Consider the following 19,206-nt stretch of genomic DNA (forward strand, 5'->3'; position numbering starts at 1 on the left):
GTGTCACTTTCGCTTTGGCAGCAGTGTCTTGCCCGATTGCAGGATGAATTACCTGCCACAGAATTTAGTATGTGGATACGCCCCCTACAGGCGGAACTGAGTGACAACACCCTGGCACTGTATGCCCCCAACCGTTTTGTCCTGGACTGGGTCCGCGATAAGTACTTAAACAACATCAATGGACTGCTGAACGACTTCTGCGGCTCTGACGCGCCATTGTTGCGCTTCGAGGTGGGCAGCAAGCCCGCGACACCGGCGATGGCGGATGCGGTGTCAGCCAGCGTCAGCGCCCCGGCGGCCCCGGTGGTGCGCAACGCGCCAGCGCGCCCAAGCTGGGACAGCGCCACAGTGCAGCCGGAGCTTTCCTACCGCTCCAACGTTAATCCCAAGCACACCTTTGACAACTTCGTGGAAGGTAAGTCGAACCAGCTGGCGCGCGCGGCGGCACGCCAGGTGGCGGACAACCCTGGCGGTGCTTACAACCCGCTCTTCCTTTATGGCGGCACCGGCTTGGGTAAGACCCACCTGCTGCATGCGGTGGGCAATGGCATCATGGCGCGCAAGGCCAATGCCAAGGTGGTCTATATGCACTCCGAGCGTTTTGTGCAGGACATGGTCAAGGCGCTGCAAAACAACGCCATTGAGGAGTTCAAGCGTTACTACCGTTCGGTGGATGCCCTGCTCATCGATGACATCCAATTCTTCGCCAATAAGGAGCGCTCGCAGGAGGAGTTTTTCCACACCTTCAATGCGCTGCTTGAGGGCAACCAACAGATTATCCTGACCTCCGACCGCTATCCGAAAGAGATCAACGGCGTGGAAGACCGCCTGAAATCCCGCTTCGGCTGGGGGCTGACGGTGGCGATTGAGCCGCCGGAGCTGGAGACGCGCGTGGCGATCCTGATGAAAAAGGCGGATGAGAATGACATCCGCCTGCCGGGCGAGGTGGCGTTCTTTATCGCCAAGCGCCTGCGCTCCAACGTCCGTGAATTGGAGGGCGCGCTGAACCGCGTCATCGCTAACGCCAACTTCACCGGGCGTGCCATCACCATCGACTTCGTGCGCGAGGCGCTGCGTGACCTGCTGGCGTTGCAGGAGAAGCTGGTCACCATCGATAATATTCAGAAAACCGTGGCTGAATATTATAAAATTAAGGTCGCGGATCTGCTCTCCAAGCGGCGTTCGCGCTCGGTAGCCCGCCCGCGCCAGATGGCGATGGCGCTGGCCAAGGAGCTGACCAACCACAGCCTGCCGGAGATCGGCGATGCCTTTGGCGGCCGCGATCACACCACAGTGTTACATGCCTGCCGCAAGATTGAGCAGCTGCGTGAAGAAAGTCACGACATTAAAGAAGATTTTTCCAATTTAATCAGAACATTATCCTCGTAGCGCTATGAAATTTATTGTTGAACGTGAGCATCTGTTAAAACCGCTGCAACAGGTCAGTAGCCCGTTGGGCGGCCGGCCAACCCTGCCTATCCTCGGCAACCTGCTGGTGCAGGTGGCGGATGGCGCGCTGCTGCTGACCGGCACCGATCTGGAGATGGAGATGGTGGCCCGCGTGGCGCTCTCCGGCACCCATGAGCCGGGCGCCACCACGGTGCCAGCGCGCAAGTTTTTCGATATCTGCCGCGGCCTGCCGGAAGGCGCGGAGATCGCTGTCACGCTGGAAGGTGAGCGGATGCTGGTGCGCTCTGGCCGCAGCCGTTTCTCGCTCTCCACCCTGCCAGCCTCGGACTTCCCGAACCTGGATGACTGGCAGAGTGACGTCGAGTTCACCCTGCCACAGGCCACGCTGAAGCGCCTGATTGAGGCGACGCAGTTCTCCATGGCCCATCAGGATGTGCGCTACTACCTCAACGGGATGCTGTTCGAAACCGAGGGTGAGGAGCTGCGTACCGTCGCCACTGACGGCCACCGCCTGGCGGTCTGCGCGATGCCGGTCGGCCAGTCGCTCCCTTCCCACTCGGTAATTGTGCCGCGCAAGGGGGTGATGGAGCTGGTGCGCCTGCTGGATGGCGGCGACACGCCGCTGCAACTGCAAATCGGCAGCAACAACATTCGCGCCCACGTCGGCGACTTCATCTTCACCTCCAAGCTGGTGGATGGCCGCTTCCCGGACTACCGTCGCGTATTGCCGAAGAACCCGGACAAGACGCTGCAAGCTGGCTGTGACCTGCTCAAGCAGGCGTTTGCCCGTGCGGCCATCTTGTCGAATGAGAAGTTCCGCGGCGTGCGGCTCTATGTCAGCCATAACCAGCTGAAGATCACCGCCAATAACCCGGAGCAGGAAGAGGCGGAAGAGATCCTGGATGTCATCTATGAGGGCACCGAGATGGAGATCGGCTTCAACGTCAGTTACGTGCTGGATGTGCTGAACGCGCTGAAGTGCGAGAACGTGCGCCTGCTGCTGACTGATTCCGTCTCCAGCGTGCAGATCGAGGATGAGGCCAGTCAGGCTGCGGCCTATGTTGTGATGCCAATGCGCTTGTAATTGGTCATTTTGCCCCCATATCTATTCCTGAAACCGGCAGGGGCCAGGCTCGCCTGGCCCGCAGGTCACATGACCCCTGCCACCACTCTGGTTGCCCGACGACATGGCCTTAACGCGTCTCCTGATTAAAGACTTCCGTAATATCGAAACGGCTGACCTGGCGCTCGATCCCGGCTTCAATTTTTTGGTTGGGGCGAACGGCAGCGGCAAAACCAGCGTGCTGGAGGCGGTCTATACCCTGGGGCATGGGCGTGCGTTCCGCAGCCTACAGGCTGGGCGCATCATTCGCCATGACCAGCCGGAGTTCGTGCTGCATGGCCGCATCGACAGCGGTGGCGAGCGTGAGCTGGCCGTCGGGCTGGCGAAGAGCCGACAGGGCGACAGCAAGGTGCGCATTGATGGCAGCGATGGCCACAAGGTGGCCGAACTGGCGCACCTGCTGCCGATGCAGCTGATCACCCCGGAGGGGTTTACCCTGCTGAATGGTGGGCCGAAGTACCGGCGCGCCTTCCTTGACTGGGGCTGTTTCCATAACGACCCCGGTTTTTTCCAGGCCTGGAGCAACCTGAAACGGCTGCTCAAGCAACGCAACGCCGCGTTGCGCCAGGTCAGCCGCTACGCGCAGTTGCGCGCCTGGGATCAGGAACTGGTGCCGCTGGCGGAGCGCATCAGCGCGTGGCGCGCCGCCTACAGCCAGGCGATCGCGGCGGACATTACCGCCACCTGCGCGCAGTTCCTGCCGGAGTTTGCGCTGAGTTTCTCGTTCCAGCGCGGCTGGGACAAAGAGAGCGACTATGGCGAACTGCTGGAGCGCCAGTTTGAGCGCGACCGCGCGCTGACCTATACCGCCGTCGGCCCGCACAAGGCGGATTTCCGCATCCGCGCCGAGGGCACCCCGGTGGAGGATCTCCTCTCCCGCGGCCAGCTCAAGCTGCTGATGTGCGCATTGCGGCTGGCGCAGGGTGAGTTCCTCACCCGACAGAACGGGCGGCGTTGCCTGTATCTGATTGACGATTTTGCCTCTGAGCTCGACACCGACCGTCGCCGCCTTCTGGCGCAGCGCCTGAAAGCCACCCATGCCCAGGTCTTTGTCAGCGCCATCGGCGCTGAGCAAGTCACCGATATGGCGGGTGAAAAGGGCAAGATGTTCCGCGTAGAACAGGGTAAAATAACCGTTCAACCACAGGACTAAAAATGAGTGAGAAACGTTGATGTCGAATTCTTATGACTCCTCAAGTATCAAGGTATTAAAAGGGCTGGACGCGGTGCGCAAGCGCCCGGGCATGTATATCGGCGATACCGATGACGGCACCGGTCTGCACCACATGGTATTCGAGGTTGTGGACAACGCTATCGACGAAGCACTCGCCGGCCACTGTTCCGAAATCCACGTCACCATCCATGACGATAACTCCGTGTCCGTGCAGGACGATGGGCGTGGCATTCCTACCGGCATTCACGAGGAGGAGGGTGTCTCCGCCGCAGAGGTCATCATGACCGTGCTGCATGCCGGCGGTAAGTTTGACGACAACTCCTATAAAGTGTCCGGTGGCTTGCATGGCGTGGGTGTCTCCGTGGTGAACGCCCTGTCCGAAAAACTGGAGCTGGTGATCCGCCGTGAAGGCAAGGTTCACTCGCAGACTTATGCGATGGGCGTGCCGCAGGCACCGCTGTCCGTGATTGGCGAGACTGACCAGACCGGCACCCTGGTGCGCTTCTGGCCGAGCTTCGCTACCTTCACCAACCACACCGAATTCCAGTATGACATTCTGGCGAAACGCCTGCGTGAGCTGTCGTTCCTGAACTCCGGCGTCTCCATCCGCCTGAGCGACAAGCGCACCGACAAAGAGGATCACTTCCACTACGAGGGCGGGATCAAGGCGTTCGTTGAGTACCTCAACAAGAACAAGAACCCAATCCACCCGAACGTCTTCTACTTCTCCACCATGAAGGATGAGATCGGCGTGGAAGTGGCGTTGCAGTGGAATGATGGCTTCCAGGAGAACATCTACTGCTTCACCAACAACATCCCGCAGCGTGACGGCGGTACGCACCTGGCCGGTTTCCGCGCCGCGATGACCCGTACCCTGAACAGCTACATGGACAAAGAGGGCTTCAGCAAGAAGTCCAAGATCAGCGCTACCGGCGACGATGCGCGTGAAGGGCTGATCGCCGTGGTCTCCGTGAAGGTGCCGGATCCGAAGTTCTCCTCCCAGACCAAGGACAAGCTGGTCTCCTCCGAGGTGAAATCGGTGGTCGAGTCGCTGATGAACGAGCGTCTGGTGGATTACCTGATGGAGAACCCGAACGACGCCAAGATCGTGGTCGGCAAAATCATTGATGCCGCCCGTGCCCGTGAAGCGGCGCGCAAGGCGCGTGAGATGACCCGCCGCAAGGGCGCGCTGGATCTGGCTGGCCTGCCGGGCAAACTGGCGGACTGCCAGGAGCGCGACCCGGCGCACTCTGAACTCTACCTGGTAGAGGGTGACTCCGCGGGCGGCTCCGCCAAGCAGGGCCGTAACCGTAAGAATCAGGCGATCCTGCCGCTGAAGGGTAAAATCCTGAACGTGGAGAAGGCGCGCTTTGACAAGATGCTCTCCTCGCAGGAAGTGGCGACGCTGATCACCGCGCTGGGCTGCGGCATCGGCCGTGACGAGTACAACCCGGACAAGCTGCGCTACCACAGCATCATCATCATGACCGATGCCGACGTCGATGGTTCGCACATCCGCACCCTGCTGCTGACCTTCTTCTACCGTCAGATGCCGGAGATCATTGAGCGCGGGCACGTCTTCATCGCCCAGCCGCCGCTCTACAAGGTGAAGAAAGGCAAGCAGGAGCAGTACATCAAAGATGATGACGCGATGGACCAGTACCAGATCGCCATTGCTCTGGATGGTGCAACCCTGCACAGCAACGCTGATGCCCCGGCGCTCTCCGGCGAGGCGCTGGAGAAGCTGGTGGCCGAGTACTACGGCGTCCAGAAGCTGATCAACCGCATGGAGCGCCGCTTCCCGCGCGCGCTGCTGAACAACCTGATCTACCAGCCGACGCTGGCGGAAGGCGACCTCAGCGACCGGGCGAAAGTCCAGAGCTGGATGGAGCAGCTGGTCAACGCGTTGAACGAGAAAGAGCAGCACGGCAGCACCTACAACGCTGTGGTACGTGAAAACCGCGAGCGCCAGATGTTCGAGCCGGTGTTGCGCATCCGCACCCACGGTGTGGATACCGACTACGAGCTGGACTTCGACTTCGTTCACGGCGGCGAGTACCGCAAACTCTGCACCCTGGGTGAGAAGCTGCGCGGGCTGATCGAGACCGATGCTTTCATCGAGCGTGGCGAGCGCCGCCAGCCAGTCGCCAGCTTCGAGCAGGCACTGGAGTGGCTGGTGAAAGAGTCGCGCCGTGGTCTGGCGATCCAGCGCTATAAAGGGCTGGGCGAGATGAACCCGGAGCAGCTGTGGGAAACCACCATGGATCCAGAAAGCCGCCGTATGCTGCGCGTGACGGTAAAAGACGCAATCGCCGCTGACCAACTGTTCACCACCCTGATGGGTGATGCAGTGGAGCCGCGCCGCGCCTTTATCGAAGAGAACGCCCTGAAAGCCGCGAACATCGACATCTGATGATCCGCCTGCCACCCCCAACGGGTGGCACGACCGGCCTGAAATATCAGCCCGGCCCCGGCAACGGTGGCCGGGCTTTTTTTTCAGACCGCGCCCAGCAGGGCTGTTCTATTAATGTGCGCTGAATCACGCTAGCATGGCATGACTCACACCTGAACACAGAGGAAGCTATGGCTATTGAATTAATCGCGATCGATATGGATGGCACGCTGCTCAACCCGCAGCATGAGGTCACCCCGGCAGTGAAGCAGGCAATAGCCGCTGCCCGGAAACAGGGCGTGCATATCGTACTGGCCACCGGCCGCCCCTACATCGGCGTGGAGCGCTACCTGATGCAGCTGGATCTCCAGCACGAGGGCGAGTACTGCATCACCAATAATGGCGCGCTGGTGCAACGCGCGATTAATGGTGAGTGTGTGTCAGAGGTGACGCTCTCCTTTGATGATTACCTGCTGTTCGAAAAGCTGTCGCGCGAACTGGGTGTGCACTTCCACGCGCTGACCCACTCCACGCTCTATACCGCCAACCGCGACATCAGCCGCTACACGGTGCATGAGGCCAACCTGACCGGGATGCCGCTCAAGTACCGCCCGGTTGAGGAGATGGACAACACGCATACCTTCCCGAAAGTGATGATGATTGACGAGCCGGAGACGCTGGATGAGGCCATCCGCCGCATCCCGGATGAGATCAAGGCGCGCTATACCATCATGAAGAGTGCCGAGTACTACCTCGAAATTCTGAACAAGCGCGTGAACAAGGGTGAAGGAGTGAAGGCGCTGGCGCAGCAACTCAACATCCCGCGTGAAAACATCATGACGCTGGGTGACCAGGAGAATGACATTGCCATGCTGGAGTACGCCGGCCTGGGCGTAGCGATGGGCAATGCGATTGATAAGGTGAAAGAGGCGGCGCAATATATTACCAAGAACAATACTGAAGATGGCGTGGCCCACGCCATCAACAAATTTGTGCTGAATGCCTGACAAAAAAGCCCGCGCAAGCGGGCTTTTTAATAGGGTGCATTGGAACCGATACGTGACAACGAGGGCGGGCCGAAGCCCGCCCGGTTGCCCTTACATTCAGGATTGACAATCCATCTTGACGGCAACTTCTGTGGTGGCCTGCTTGACCTTTATCTCGCACAGCGAGCTGCGCGTTATCCAGGTAAATACCAACAATGTGATACAGATAACGACCAGACAAATCACCACACTTTTATGCGCCATTTCGGTTTTCCTGATTATTGCCTTGCGGCGAGTAAGAGGCTAACCTAATGTTTCTCATGTATCAGGCCAGCCTCACTTGACTAACGTTAAGTGGGGCTTTTCTTTGCCTGCTCCGGTCTACTTGGAACAGACAGTTCCAAGCACCCGCGCGTAGCATACGCCTTTTTTGCTCGCCTTCAACTTGCTGATATTTAATCTTTTAATCCTATAATCGATGTGATTATGTGTAGGTTCCGGCCATATCAAATATTCATAGGTTGATAGTAAACTGGCGGTTTGAAGGGAGAGTGCCGGAGACAAAAAAGCCCGCGCAAGCGGGCTTTTTAATAGGGTGCATTGGAACCGATACGTGACAACGAGGGCGGGCCGAAGCCCGCCCGGTTGCCCTTACATTCAGGATTGACAATCCATCTTGACGGCAACTTCCGTGGTGGCCTGCTTGACCTTTATCTCGCACAGCGAACTGCGCGTTATCCAGGTAAATACCAGCAACGTGATACAGATAACAATCAAACAAATCACCACACTTTTATGCGCCATTTTGGGTTTTCCTGATTCTTGCCTTACGGCGAGTAAGAGGCTAACCTAATGTTTCTCACGTATTAGACCAGCCTCACTTGACGAACGTTGAGTGGGGCTTTTCTTTGTCTGCTCCGGTCTACTTGGAACAGACAGTTCCAAGCACCCGCGTGTAGCATACGCCTTTTTTACTTCCCTTCAAGTTGCTGATATTTAATCTTTTAATTCCATAATTGGCGTGATTGTGCGCGGGTGCCAGCCATATCAAATGTCCATTGTTGCGCCGGGCGCTGGATGCGCTACCCTGACGTAACAGGCGAAACAGGAACCCTATCGTGAGCAATGAAAAGCAACTGACGTTTGATGATCGCGGCCACCAGTTGACCAACATCAATGTCTGGACACCCGACAGCCAGTGGCTGGCCTATGACGTGCGCCCGCAGGGCAGTGAGTTCACCGGCCTGACCATCGAGCGGGTCAGGATAACGGACGGCGAAACCGAGGTGATCTACACCGCGCGCGACGGCGCGCACGTGGGCGTAGTGACCGTCAGCCCGGATACGCCCGCACGCTACGTCTTTATCCACGGCCCGGAGCACCCGGACAGCGAATGGCGTTACGACTTCCACCACCGGCGCGGGGTGATTGTCAGCGAGCCGGATCGCGGCCCGGCCGTCACGCTGGATGCCATGAGCATCACCGCACCCTATACGCCCGGCGCGCTGCGCGGCGGCAGCCATGTGCATGTCTTTAGTCCGGATGGCAGCCGCCTCAGCTTTACCTATAACGACCACGTGATGCATGAGCGTGACCCAGCGTTGGATCTGCGCAACGTCGGCATTGCCGTGCCGCTGCACGCCGTTACGCCTGCCAAACATCACCCGCGCGAGTATGACGGCAGCCACTTCTGCGTGCTGGTCAGCCGCACCACCGCACAGCCACAGCCTGGCAGCGATGAGATCAATCGGGCCTATGAAGAGGGATGGGTCGGGTCGCAGGGCTACCTGAAACCTGATGGCGCGCGGCAGCGCTGGGCGTTGGCGTTCATTGGCGACACCCTTTCTGTCGCAGGCGAGAAGGTGCCGGAGCTGTTTATGGTCGATCTGCCGGAGAATGAGGCCGATCTGGCGCTGGCTGGCGAGCAACCATTGCAGGGCACGGAAGAGGCGTTACCCGCGCCGCCGCGCGGCGTCACCCAGCGTCGGCTCACCTTCACGCACGGGCGGGCTTTCCCCGGCATCGCGACTGCGCCGCGCCACTGGCTGCGTGCCGCGCCGGATGGCAGTGAGATCGCATTTCTGATGAAGGATGGGCAGGGTGTGGTGCAGCTGTGGGGCATCTCACCCAACGGTGGCGAGCCGCGCCAGATCACGCATGGCGCGCACCCGATCCAGTCCGCCTTTAGCTGGCGGGCGGATGGCAAGAAGCTGGCACTGGTGTGTGATAACAGCGTGATGCTATGTGACGCTAAAACCGGCGCGATGACGCGCCTGACCAAGCGTAGCGAGCAGCCACCGCTTAGCGACGCGGTGGTGATCTCACCGGATGGCCGCCATGTGGCGTTCATGCGCGAGGTAGCTGGCCGGGCGCAGCTCTTTATTACCGAGGCGCACTAGCGCGTCAGGGATTGACCGCCACTTGGGTGCCGCCGCCAGCCGCCAGGCTGTGCAGTTCGTTTTTGTGGATGCGCGCGCGCGGGGAGTCGGCGGTCTTGTCGGAGCCGGCACGGTAGTAGTCATAAGGGAGCAGCAGGGTGTCCATCACCGCGCTGAAGGGGAGATCGAGTGCCAGCAGCGGCGTCATGGCCCAGCTGGTGTCGTCACTTTTCATCATCGCCACGTTGGCGCGCGTGCCGGGGTAGTACCCCTGATCGGCGCCCGTGTGGCTCATCACGCTCGAGCAACCGCTGGTGGCCATCAAGGCGCAACCCGCGGCGAGCGGAAGCAGTGTCGCTTTTATCATAATCCATCCATCCCACGCTGAATCGCTGATGTCTGAGAGTGTCAGACTTATCGCATCGCCCCGCTCTTTTTATTGTGTTGCTGCGCAACACGGTGGCGGGCATATCACTTGAGTGTAAGACATCAGCCAAATTTCGCCGGTTCAATTTCGCGGGCGACAATCGGCAAAAAAATTTTTAAAACACGCCTTGAAAAGGACAAGGCCGTCACCATTTTGTTATTAGGTCAGAAAAGAGTACGCCGACAGGGTATTCAGACCACGGCCTGTCCAACCGGAAGGCTTATGTTATTCACTCGCTGCATGTCAGGAGAATACGAATGCGCAATTTTGATCTTGCCCCACTTTACCGTTCCGCGATTGGTTTTGATCGCCTGTTTAATCTGATCGAATCTGGCCAGAATCAGGGGAATGGTTACCCTCCCTACAATGTCGAGCTGGTGGATGAAAACCACTACCGCATTGCCATTGCCGTGGCAGGCTTTGCTGAGGCAGAGCTGGAGATCACCGCCCACGACAACCTGTTGCTGGTGAAGGGCGCGCGTGCCAACCCGCCGGCAGAACGCACCTATTTATATCAGGGCATCGCCGAGCGTAATTTTGAACGCAAATTCCAACTCGCTGAACATATTCAGGTAAAAGGCGCACAGCTAAAAAACGGCCTGCTGTTCATCGATCTGGAACGCATTGTACCTGAAACCCTGAAACCCCGGCGCATTGAAATTAAATAAAGTGTAAACGGGTTCACAGATTTATATCATGCGGTGATTGCAGTTAATTGAATTATTTTTTAAATAAATAATTTCATCCCGCCGATCGCCGCATTGCCTTAATTATTCCCATAGCCTGCCGTCAGGAGGCTGCCCGGTGCCACGCACTGGGAAAATAATCTCGCTTCATAGAAGGAGTTTACTTATGCGTAACTACGATCTCTCCCCATTACTGCGTCAGTGGATTGGTTTCGACAAATTGGCCAGCTCAATGGCCGGGGATGCCCAAGGCTTCCCGCCCTATAACATCGAAAAGAGCGATGACAACCACTACCGCATTACGCTGGCACTCGCCGGTTACCAACAGGATGACCTGGATATCGAGGTCGAAGGGCCACGCCTGACCGTGCGCGGCAAACCCGCGCCGACCGAGAAAGAGGTGCAGTACTTGCACCAAGGGCTGGTGTTCAAGGAGTTCAGCCTCAGCTTCACGCTGGCCGAGCACTTGCAGGTCACGCAGGCGGCCTTCACCAATGGGTTGCTGCACATCGATCTGGTGCGCGAAGTGCCAGCTGAATTGCAGCCGCAGCGCATCGCCATCGGCAACCAGCAGAGCCGCCCGGCACTGGAAAATCAGGCCTAATCGGGTGAGATAAAAAAGGGGGAACCAGTTGGTTCCCCCTTTTTTTATGGCGAGCGATCAGGCTTCTGCCCAAGCGCGCTCCACCTCTTCCGCCAGGATGGCGACGCCGCGCTCAATCACCTCAGGGTCAGGCACATAGTTCATGCGCATACACTGGTGGGCGTGCGGCCACTCTTCGTTAAGGCCGGTAAAGAAGTAGTTGCCCGGCACCATCAGCACGCCGCGCTGCTTCAGGCGCTGATAGAGGGTTTCGGTGGTGATCGGCAGATCCTTGAACCACAGCCAGAGGAAAATCGCCCCTTCTGGCTTATGGATCAGGCAACGCTCCTCTGGCAGGTAGCGGCGCAGGATCTCAATGGTGTGGTGCACGCGCTGGTAGTAGAACGGGCGGATCACCGTCTCCGAGAGGCGCAGCAGGTCGCCGCGCGCGATCATCTCGGTGGCGATGGCTGGGCCGATGCCGCCGGGCGCCAAACTGATGATACCGTTCATGTTGCTGATGGCGGTGATCACCTTCTCATCTGCCACCACGATGCCGCAGCGCGCGCCCGGCAGGCCGAGTTTCGACAGGCTCATGCAGAGGATGGTGTTGGCGTTCCACAGCGGCTTCGCCTCGCTGAAGATGATGCCGGGGAACGGCACGCCATAGGCGTTGTCGATCAGCAGCGGCACGTCATGCGCCTGCGCCAGCGCGTCGAGGCGCTCCAGCTCATCATCGGTCAGCACGTTGCCGGTTGGGTTGGTGGGCCGCGACACGCAAATCACGCCAATGTCGTCGGTGATCTTTAGCTGGTCAAAATCGACGTGGTATTTGAACAGGCCACCCGGCAGCGACTCAATCGCGGGCTTGGTGGAGACAAACAGATCCTCGTCCAGCCCGGCGTCAGCGTAGCCCAGATACTCCGGCGCGAGCGGGAACAGCACGCGGCTCATGGAGCCGTCGGCGCGCTTGCCAGCGAACAGGTTGAACAGGTAGAAGAAGGCGCTCTGGCTGCCGTTGGTCAGGGCGATGTTTTTCGGCGAGATGTCCCAGCCCTGCTCATCGCGCAGCATGGTCGCCAGCGCCCGCAGCAGCGCGTCTTTGCCCTGTGGGCCATCATAGTTGCACAGGGATTCGCTCAGTTTGCCTTGTGCCAGCATCTCCTCAAACAACTGCTGGAAATAGGCTTGCATCTCCGGGATCTGCGCCGGGTTCCCGCCGCCCAACATCACGGCGCCGGGTGTACGCAGACCCTCGTTCATGTCGCCCATCAGGCGGGTGATGCCGGAGAAACGGGTAAATTTTTCGCCAAAACGTGAAAACTTCATACAATGCTAATCAGTTGTTATCGGTGTGTGGTCATTCACCTTAACGCTACTGGCAGGCGGGCGCAATCCATCCACCACCTGCACCGCCCGCTTGATGAAAAATTTTACTCAACCGGGTTGCCGGCCCACACCACCATCACCCGATCTGACTGCCATTGGCGGCTGAACGCCACATACTCCGGCTGGGTAAACGTTTGCTGGCGACCGGCTCCCACCGCCGGGTGGCGGGCGCGGAACTGGGCCAGCGTCTGCCAGTGCGCCAGCAGCGCCGCGTGTGCTGGCTCGGCCAAATCCTGCCAGTTCATCGACGATCGCGTGCCCTGCAGCGGGTCTGAGCCGGTCGGGCCGAAGGGGCGGCCGCTCTCATCGCCGTAGTAGATCTGCACCGCGCCGGGGGCGAGCAGCAGCAGGTCGGCGGCGCGTTGCTGCTTATGCAGGTCGCGGCCAGCGTCCGTCTGGAAAAACAGCCGGGTATCGTGGGAGGAGAGGTAACTCAACACGTTGAAATCCTGCAACTTGTCGGCCATCTGCTGGTAAACCGGGGCGATCTGCGCGAAACAGCCGAGCGCCTGCGCCGCCTGATCCTGAAAATCAAAATTGATCATCGCATCGAAGCCATGCTGGTAGTAGTCGCTCTTCAGCACGCCATGCCCCCACGCCTCGCCGGTCATCCAGAAGGGGCCATCATCCGGCGACTCGCCGGGGTGCGCCGCCTTCCACGCCGCCAGCGCCGCGCTGGCCTGCTGCTTGAGCTGGGCCAGCGTTGCCTTATCGACATGCTTGGCGGTATCCACGCGGAAGCCGTCGATGCCGTATTGCCGCACCCAGTCGCTCAGCCAGTAGGTCAGATAGTCACGCGGCGTCGCGTCGGGCAGGGCGCGGGCGGCGGTGTCGGGCTTGTGGCGATAGAACACCGGCAACCCAACCGGCGTGCCGGACTCGGTTTTCACATCTGGCAGGAACGCCAGCGACATAGTCTGGTCATCGAAGCCGGGGCTGTCATAGTCGCCGATGTCCGTGCGGATCCACCCCTTGCCCCACCAGTTGTCCCAGGCGGCGCGGTCGCTGAAGTTGATGTAGTCGTTGAAACTGTGCCAGTTCTGCCCCGGCCCCGGCTGCCAGTCGCCCCACTGTTTGCCGAGGGTCTTCTCGATCTCCTCGCCCTTCAGGTAGAGCGCGCCGAACTGGAACTGCTGCATGTCCGCCAGCGTGGCGTAGCCGGTGTGGTTCACCACCACATCAAACAGGATGCGGATGCCGCGCCGGTGCGCCTCCGTCACCAATCGGCGCAGATCCTCGCCATCGCCCATATTGGCGTCGAGCCGCGTCCAGTCGAGGGTGTAGTAGCCGTGGTAGGCGTAGTGCGGGAAGTCGCCCTTGGTGCCGCCACCGACCCAGCCGTGGATCTGCTCCAACGGCGAGCTGATCCACAGGGCGTTGACGCCAAGCTGTTGCAGGTAGTCCAGCTTTTGCGTCAACCCGGCCAGATCGCCGCCGTGGAAGGTGCCGATCTCCTGCTGGTTATCCGAGCGGCGGCCGTAGCTGTGATCGTTATCCGGGTTGCCATTCACATAGCGATCGGTCAGCACGAAGTAGAGGGTGGCGTTATGCCAGTTGAAGGGCTGCGCCGCGGCCGGTTGCGCCGGTTCCAGCAACAGCAGCCCGCCGCTGTTGGCAGCCGGGCGCAGGGTAACGCGGCCTTGGGTGACGGTGGCGGTCTGGCCGGAGTAGGCGTCGCGCACCTGCTCGCCCTCACGGAACAGCCCCTGCACCGCCACCGAGATCGGCTGGCCGCTGTCGCGCGGGCAGGTGGCGACCGGCTGCACCGCGGCGGCTGGCGGCGTCTCCAGCGTCAGGCGCAGTGTCGGGGTGCCGCTGCGGGTATCGATCTGCACCTGATACCGGCCCTCGCGGAACAGCCGCCAGCCAGCGGCGGGCTGGGTGCCGCAGGGCTGCAAGGAGAGCGTCTGGTTCAGCTTCACCGCCCCGATTGGTTGCCAGCACTGACCATCCTGCGCAAGCTGCAACGGGCGCTGGCCCTTCGCCAGCGTCGTCTGGCTGGTGAACAGCCCGGCGGGTTGCTCCTCAAAGGGCGGGAAACCGGGCAGGCTCCAGTTCGCGGTGGCGGCCAGCGGCAACAGGGCGGCGGCAAGGGCAAAGGGCGTGGCGTTCATGGCAATCCTTGGTGATGGAGTACCCTGACAGTGTGCGCGCTGGGCGAAAAAATGCCTCCTCCCCGGCCAACAAGCGGGGCGGAGGAGCGGGGCGGAGGAGAGGGGGAAGGGGCGCGGCGAACCGCGCCCGCAGGGATTACTTCTTCAGCACGTCCGGGTTGACGCAGAACTCTTTCACCTCGCCGGTCAGCGCGGCGATCAGGTTGTCCACGGCGCAGGCTTCCATGCCGTAGCGCGTCTCGTGGGTGGCGGAGCCGATGTGCGGCAGCGCCACCACGTTTGGCATTTTCAGCAGCGGCGAGGTCTCCGGCAGTGGCTCCTGCTCAAACACATCCAGCCCGGCGGCGTGGATCACGCCCTGTTGCAGCGCCTCAATCAACGCCTCCTCATCCACCACCGGCCCACGGCCCGCGTTGATCAGGATGGCGCTGGACTTCATCTTCGCCAGCTGCTCGCGGCCAATCATGTGGAAGGTCTCATCGGTGTGCGGCAGGCTGATGCAGAGGAAATCACACTCCGCCAGCAGGGTATCGAGATCGCAACGGCGGGCGTTGAAGCTGTTCTCCGCCTCGGCGTGCTGGCGGCGCGCGGTGTAGAGGATCGGCATGTCAAAGCCGAGGTGGGCGCGCTTTGCCAGCGCCAAACCGATGCGGCCCATGCCAAGGATGCCCATCGTCTTGTGGTGCACGTCCACGCCGAACCAGTCCGCGCCGATGCTGCGCGTCCACTCGCCTGCCTTGACGCGCTCCGCCACTTCCACCACGCGGCGGGCGGTGGAGAGCATCAGCGCCATCATGGTATCAGCGACGGTATCGGTCAGCACGGTCGGGGTGTGCATCAGCGGGATGCCACGGCGCGTCAGTTCTTCGACGTCGAAATTGTCAAAGCCCACCGACACCGTCGAGACACCGCGCAGACGCGGGGCGTGGTCGAGCAGCGCCTTGTCCACTTTGCCGCCGGAGCCGATCAGGCCCTCCGCCTGTTGCAGGGCGTCGAGGATTTGCGGGCGCGTGGTCTCATTCAGGCCGTTGAACTCCTGCACGTTGAAGTGCTGGTCAAGGCGTTGGCGCAGATCGGCAGGCATTTTTTTGTACAGTACGATGGATGGCTTCATTGCACACTCCGGTGAAATAGGGGGTTCAAGGGGATAGGTGAAAATAGCACAGCCTCCGCACGGGGCGATTGGGCAGGAGCCACAATGCGGTGCGGAGGCTGAAAATTAAGATTAATCAGGCTGCCTGTGGTCGCGATTGCCTGGCAGCCGGCTTGACGACCAGCGTCAGCAGCACAGAGACCAGCAGCGCCACCGCCATGAACATGTAGGAGGCAGCCGGGGTGCCGGTCGCGCCGTTCAGGTAGCCGACGAACCAGGAGCCGAAGAAGGAGCCGAGCGCGCCCATACTGTTGATCAGCGCCATCGCGCCGCCCGCCACGTTACGCGGCAGCATCTCCGGGATGATGGCGAAGAACGGCCCGTAAGGGGCGTACATCGCCGCGCCCGCCACCACCAGCAGGCCATAGGAGACCCAGAAGTGGTTGGCACCGACCAGATAGGAGCCGAGGAACGCCAGCGCGCCTATCAGCAGCAGCGGCCAGACAAACAGCTTGCGGTTCTGCATCTTGTCCGAGAGCCAGGAGACCACGATCATCGCCACGGTGGCGGCCAGATATGGCCCGGCAGAGAGCCAGCCAGCCTCAACCATGCCCATCTCCATGCCGCTGCGCAGGATGGAGGGCAGCCACAGCACGAAGCCATAGACACCGATGCTCCAGGCGAAATATTGGATGCAGAGCAGAATCACGTTGCGCGAGCGGAAGGCCTCACCGTAGTTGCGCACCGCCTTGATGCCCTCCTGCTCCTTCTGCAATTGCGCTTCGAGCGCCGCTTTTTCCTCATTGCTCAGCCACTTGGCCTGTGCCGGTTTGTCTTTCACCAGCACCCACCAGCAGAAGGCCCAGATCACCGCCGGGATGCCCTCGATGATAAACATCTCGCGCCAGCCGAAGGCGTGGATCAGGTAGCCAGAGACCACCGACATCCACAGCACGGTGACCGGGTTGCCGAGGATCAGGAAGGTGTTGGCGCGTGAGCGCTCAGACTTGGTAAACCAGTTGCTGATGTAGATCAGCATCGCTGGCATCACCGCCGCTTCCACCACGCCCAAGATAAAGCGGATGGCGGCCAGCATCGGGATGTTGCTCACCACGCCGGTCAGGGAGGCGCAGCCGCCCCAGACAATCAGCGACCAGAAGATCAGCTTCTTGACGCTGCGGCGCTCGGCGTAGATGGCGCCGGGAATCTGGAAGAAGAAGTAGCCGAGGAAGAACAGCGCGCCCAGCAGGGAGGAGATCCCCTTGGTGACGCCCAGATCCTCGTTGATGCCAGCAGCCGACGCAAAGCTGAAGTTGGCCCGGTCGAGATAGGCCAGGCTGTAGGTGATAAACACGATCGGCATGATGTACCACCAGCGTTTGGCGGCGAGTTTGGCTTCGTTCATGTTCGAATCCTTAGTCAGGTCAGAGCGTTCCTGCACCTTGTTGTAGGGTAGAGGCGGGATGCTCAATTATTGATTGAATACCTGTTATCGGTTAATCCGGTGGATTGGATTAATCATGGCGCATCGCCAAGCTGGTCGCGCGTCGGCAGGCCCTCACTGTCGCCCACCGCCTGTACCGCCAGGCTGCCAATACGGTTACCACGGCGCACGGCCTGTGCCAGCGGCAGCCCCTCCAGCAGGGCGCTGATCACGCCGACCGCAAAGCCGTCGCCCGCGCCCACGGTATCCACCACGTTCTCAACGCGGAACGCCGGTACCGCCGCCTGCTCGCCGCTGGCGGTCTTGTACCAGGCCCCGTCCGCGCCGGTCTTGATGATCACTGCCTTGACGCCCTGTGCCAGATAGAAGTCCGCGATCGCCTCCGGCGTCTGCTCGCCGGTCAGGATCTGGCCCTCTTTCAGGCCCGGCAGCACCCAGTCCGCCTGGAAGGCCAGCTCATTCAGCGCGCTGACCATCGCCTCGCGGCTCGGCCACAGCACCGGGCGCAGGTTCGGGTCAAACGAGATGGTCTTGCCCATGCGGCGCATTTCACGCGCGGCATGGCGTGACAGCGCCAGCGACTCCGCCGACAGCGCCGCCGCCACGCCGCTCAGGTGCAGGTGGCGCGCCGCGCCAAAGTACTCAGGATTGAAATCCGCTGGCGACAGATGGCTGGCCGCCGACCCCTTGCGGAAGTACTCCACAGTGGGATCGGTTCCATCTAACTGTTTGTCTTTTAACTGAAAACCGGTTGGGTAGCGGTTATCTACCGTCACCTGCCCGGCGTCGATGCCCTCTTTTTCCAGCTGTTGCAGGGTAAAGCGGCCGAAGGAGTCATCACCGATGCGGCTGGCCCAGCCGACGTTCAGCCCAAGGCGCGCCAGCCCGACGGCGACGTTCAGTTCCGCACCGGCGATGCGCTTGGTGAAGTGCTCCACCGCGGCCAAATCGCCCGGCTGGTCAGCGACAAACATCGCCATTGCCTCACCAAAGGTCACGGCGTCCAGCGCGCTCAGGGAAGGGGTTTCAGGTTTCATGATTACTCCGCGCGCAGCAGTTCAACATAGTGGCGGGTCACGGCGATCAGGTCGTCACCCTCCAACGGGAATTCAATGCCACGCGGGGCGTGGGCTGGCAGGCGATCCAGCAGCTCGCGCCACTGGCCGTCGCTGTTGTCCAGCGCCACGGCGCACCATTTGCCCGCGTGGCGGGCGGCGGCCTTCACATGCACATAGGTGACGTGGTCGGCCAGGGTGTCGGCCGCGCGCTGCGGTGCCTGCCCGACCCAGTGCCAGTTGCCCATGTCGAAGGTCATGCCGAGCGGCAATCCGGCCTCCGCCGCCGCGCGCAGGAAGGCGCTCATCGGCAGTAGAATGCCGCACTCTGGCGTCTGGTCATTCTCCACCACCAGCCGCACCGGCTGGGCTTCCAGCAGCGTTTTCAGCGCCGACAGGTCACAGCCAGCGCGGTAGTGGCCGAGGGAGAGTTTCATCACGCGCGCGCCCAGCTGTTGCGCCTCCAAAAAGAAGCCCTCCAGCCCGGCGTTCACCGCGCCATCCTCGTCAAACAGCGCCTCTGGCACCGAATAGACGCACCCGAGCTGGTACTGGACAATCTCCTCCGCCAGATGCGGCAGGTCATCCAGCGCCTGCTGGTCCATCAACTCGCGGCGGATCTCGACGCTGTCCGCGCCAGCCTCCGCAATCACTGGCAGCAGCGCGGCCTGACCGCCCAACTCCCGTACCCGGTCACTGCCGTAGGCGGCGGTGACGACCACAATTTCTCTGCTCATACTCTTTCCTCGTGTGGCGGCGGCTGGCCGCCCTCAACCCTGATGAGCGTCTCGCTCAAAAACTGGCCGTTGATGTTAAATATACGTTAGATGGAACCGGTTCCAACGTGAAGCGGTGAAGTGTCAATTTTCGATCACGGTCACAGAGTTGATAGAATCGGAGCAGAGCGACTGGCATGCAAGCGGAAAGCGGCATCCGGGGGCGAGGTGGGGGA

Annotated in this window: 17 protein-coding genes; 8 read left to right on the top strand and 9 right to left on the bottom strand. The window is 60.8% G+C overall.

Annotated elements, in window-relative coordinates; translation table 11 throughout:
* The 5 genes from dnaA (at window position 1) to yidA (ending at window position 7,106) form a co-directional block, all read left to right on the top strand.
* A complete protein-coding gene (gene dnaA / locus C1N62_RS00005; protein ID WP_137761709.1) occupies window positions 1-1,389 on the top strand; it encodes a chromosomal replication initiator protein DnaA in 1,389 nt (462 codons plus the stop codon).
* Between the two features lie 4 nt (window positions 1,390-1,393).
* Window positions 1,394-2,494 carry a DNA polymerase III subunit beta gene (gene dnaN / locus C1N62_RS00010; RefSeq protein WP_137761710.1) on the top strand — a complete coding sequence of 367 codons (1,101 nt, stop codon included), beginning with the start codon at window positions 1,394-1,396 and terminating at the stop codon, window positions 2,492-2,494.
* A gap of 103 nt (window positions 2,495-2,597) precedes the next feature.
* Complete coding sequence (recF, locus tag C1N62_RS00015) at window positions 2,598-3,686, top strand: DNA replication/repair protein RecF (protein WP_137761711.1); 1,089 nt, start codon at window positions 2,598-2,600, stop codon at window positions 3,684-3,686.
* A gap of 19 nt (window positions 3,687-3,705) precedes the next feature.
* Window positions 3,706-6,120: a DNA topoisomerase (ATP-hydrolyzing) subunit B gene (gyrB, locus tag C1N62_RS00020; RefSeq protein ID WP_137761712.1), complete on the top strand. Its 2,415-nt coding sequence runs from the start codon at window positions 3,706-3,708 to the stop codon at window positions 6,118-6,120.
* A 170-nt stretch (window positions 6,121-6,290) separates the two neighbouring features.
* On the top strand, window positions 6,291-7,106 hold the full coding sequence (gene yidA / locus C1N62_RS00025) for a sugar-phosphatase (RefSeq protein ID WP_137761713.1): 816 nt from the start codon (window positions 6,291-6,293) through the stop codon (window positions 7,104-7,106).
* A gap of 96 nt (window positions 7,107-7,202) precedes the next feature.
* Here yidA and C1N62_RS23530 read toward each other — a convergent pair whose 3' ends face one another.
* Both C1N62_RS23530 and C1N62_RS23535 read right to left on the bottom strand, forming a co-directional pair.
* Window positions 7,203-7,349, bottom strand: coding sequence for a Hok/Gef family protein (locus C1N62_RS23530; RefSeq protein WP_137761714.1), 147 nt, complete (start codon window positions 7,347-7,349; stop codon window positions 7,203-7,205).
* 393 nt (window positions 7,350-7,742) lie between these two features.
* Window positions 7,743-7,889 carry a Hok/Gef family protein gene (locus tag C1N62_RS23535; protein WP_137761715.1) on the bottom strand — a complete coding sequence of 49 codons (147 nt, stop codon included), beginning with the start codon at window positions 7,887-7,889 and terminating at the stop codon, window positions 7,743-7,745.
* 311 nt (window positions 7,890-8,200) lie between these two features.
* Here C1N62_RS23535 and C1N62_RS00040 point away from each other — a divergent pair, with 311 nt between their 5' ends.
* Window positions 8,201-9,484, top strand: coding sequence for a DUF3748 domain-containing protein (locus tag C1N62_RS00040; RefSeq protein WP_137761716.1), 1,284 nt, complete (start codon window positions 8,201-8,203; stop codon window positions 9,482-9,484).
* A 4-nt stretch (window positions 9,485-9,488) separates the two neighbouring features.
* On the opposite strand, the gene C1N62_RS00045 is transcribed toward C1N62_RS00040, so the two are convergent.
* Complete coding sequence (locus tag C1N62_RS00045) at window positions 9,489-9,830, bottom strand: YceK/YidQ family lipoprotein (RefSeq protein ID WP_137761717.1); 342 nt, start codon at window positions 9,828-9,830, stop codon at window positions 9,489-9,491.
* Between the two features lie 317 nt (window positions 9,831-10,147).
* Here C1N62_RS00045 and ibpA point away from each other — a divergent pair, with 317 nt between their 5' ends.
* Entirely contained in the window at window positions 10,148-10,558 is a 411-nt protein-coding gene (ibpA, locus tag C1N62_RS00050; protein WP_137761718.1) for a small heat shock chaperone IbpA, read from the top strand.
* Between the two features lie 184 nt (window positions 10,559-10,742).
* The gene (ibpB, locus tag C1N62_RS00055; protein ID WP_137761719.1) at window positions 10,743-11,180 is read left to right on the top strand and encodes a small heat shock chaperone IbpB; all 438 of its coding nucleotides are present in this window, start codon (window positions 10,743-10,745) and stop codon (window positions 11,178-11,180) included.
* 57 nt (window positions 11,181-11,237) lie between these two features.
* Here the strand turns inward: ibpB and C1N62_RS00060 are convergent, their stop codons facing one another.
* From C1N62_RS00060 to C1N62_RS00085, 6 genes are all read right to left on the bottom strand, one after another.
* On the bottom strand, window positions 11,238-12,488 hold the full coding sequence (locus C1N62_RS00060; RefSeq protein WP_137761720.1) for a valine--pyruvate transaminase: 1,251 nt from the start codon (window positions 12,486-12,488) through the stop codon (window positions 11,238-11,240).
* A 104-nt stretch (window positions 12,489-12,592) separates the two neighbouring features.
* The gene (locus C1N62_RS00065; protein ID WP_137761721.1) at window positions 12,593-14,662 is read right to left on the bottom strand and encodes an alpha-amylase; all 2,070 of its coding nucleotides are present in this window, start codon (window positions 14,660-14,662) and stop codon (window positions 12,593-12,595) included.
* Between the two features lie 136 nt (window positions 14,663-14,798).
* Window positions 14,799-15,776: a glyoxylate/hydroxypyruvate reductase GhrB gene (ghrB, locus tag C1N62_RS00070; protein WP_137761722.1), complete on the bottom strand. Its 978-nt coding sequence runs from the start codon at window positions 15,774-15,776 to the stop codon at window positions 14,799-14,801.
* 115 nt (window positions 15,777-15,891) lie between these two features.
* Entirely contained in the window at window positions 15,892-17,160 is a 1,269-nt protein-coding gene (locus C1N62_RS00075; RefSeq protein ID WP_137761723.1) for an MFS transporter, read from the bottom strand.
* A 113-nt stretch (window positions 17,161-17,273) separates the two neighbouring features.
* Window positions 17,274-18,236 (bottom strand): sugar kinase, encoded by a 963-nt coding sequence (locus C1N62_RS00080; RefSeq protein ID WP_137761724.1) that lies wholly within the window; start codon window positions 18,234-18,236, stop codon window positions 17,274-17,276.
* Between the two features lie 2 nt (window positions 18,237-18,238).
* Entirely contained in the window at window positions 18,239-18,991 is a 753-nt protein-coding gene (locus C1N62_RS00085; protein WP_137761725.1) for a sugar phosphate isomerase/epimerase, read from the bottom strand.
* Window positions 18,992-19,206 lie beyond the last annotated feature (215 nt).

This window comes from Nissabacter sp. SGAir0207 (assembly GCF_005491205.1).
Classification (GTDB): domain Bacteria; phylum Pseudomonadota; class Gammaproteobacteria; order Enterobacterales; family Enterobacteriaceae; genus Chimaeribacter.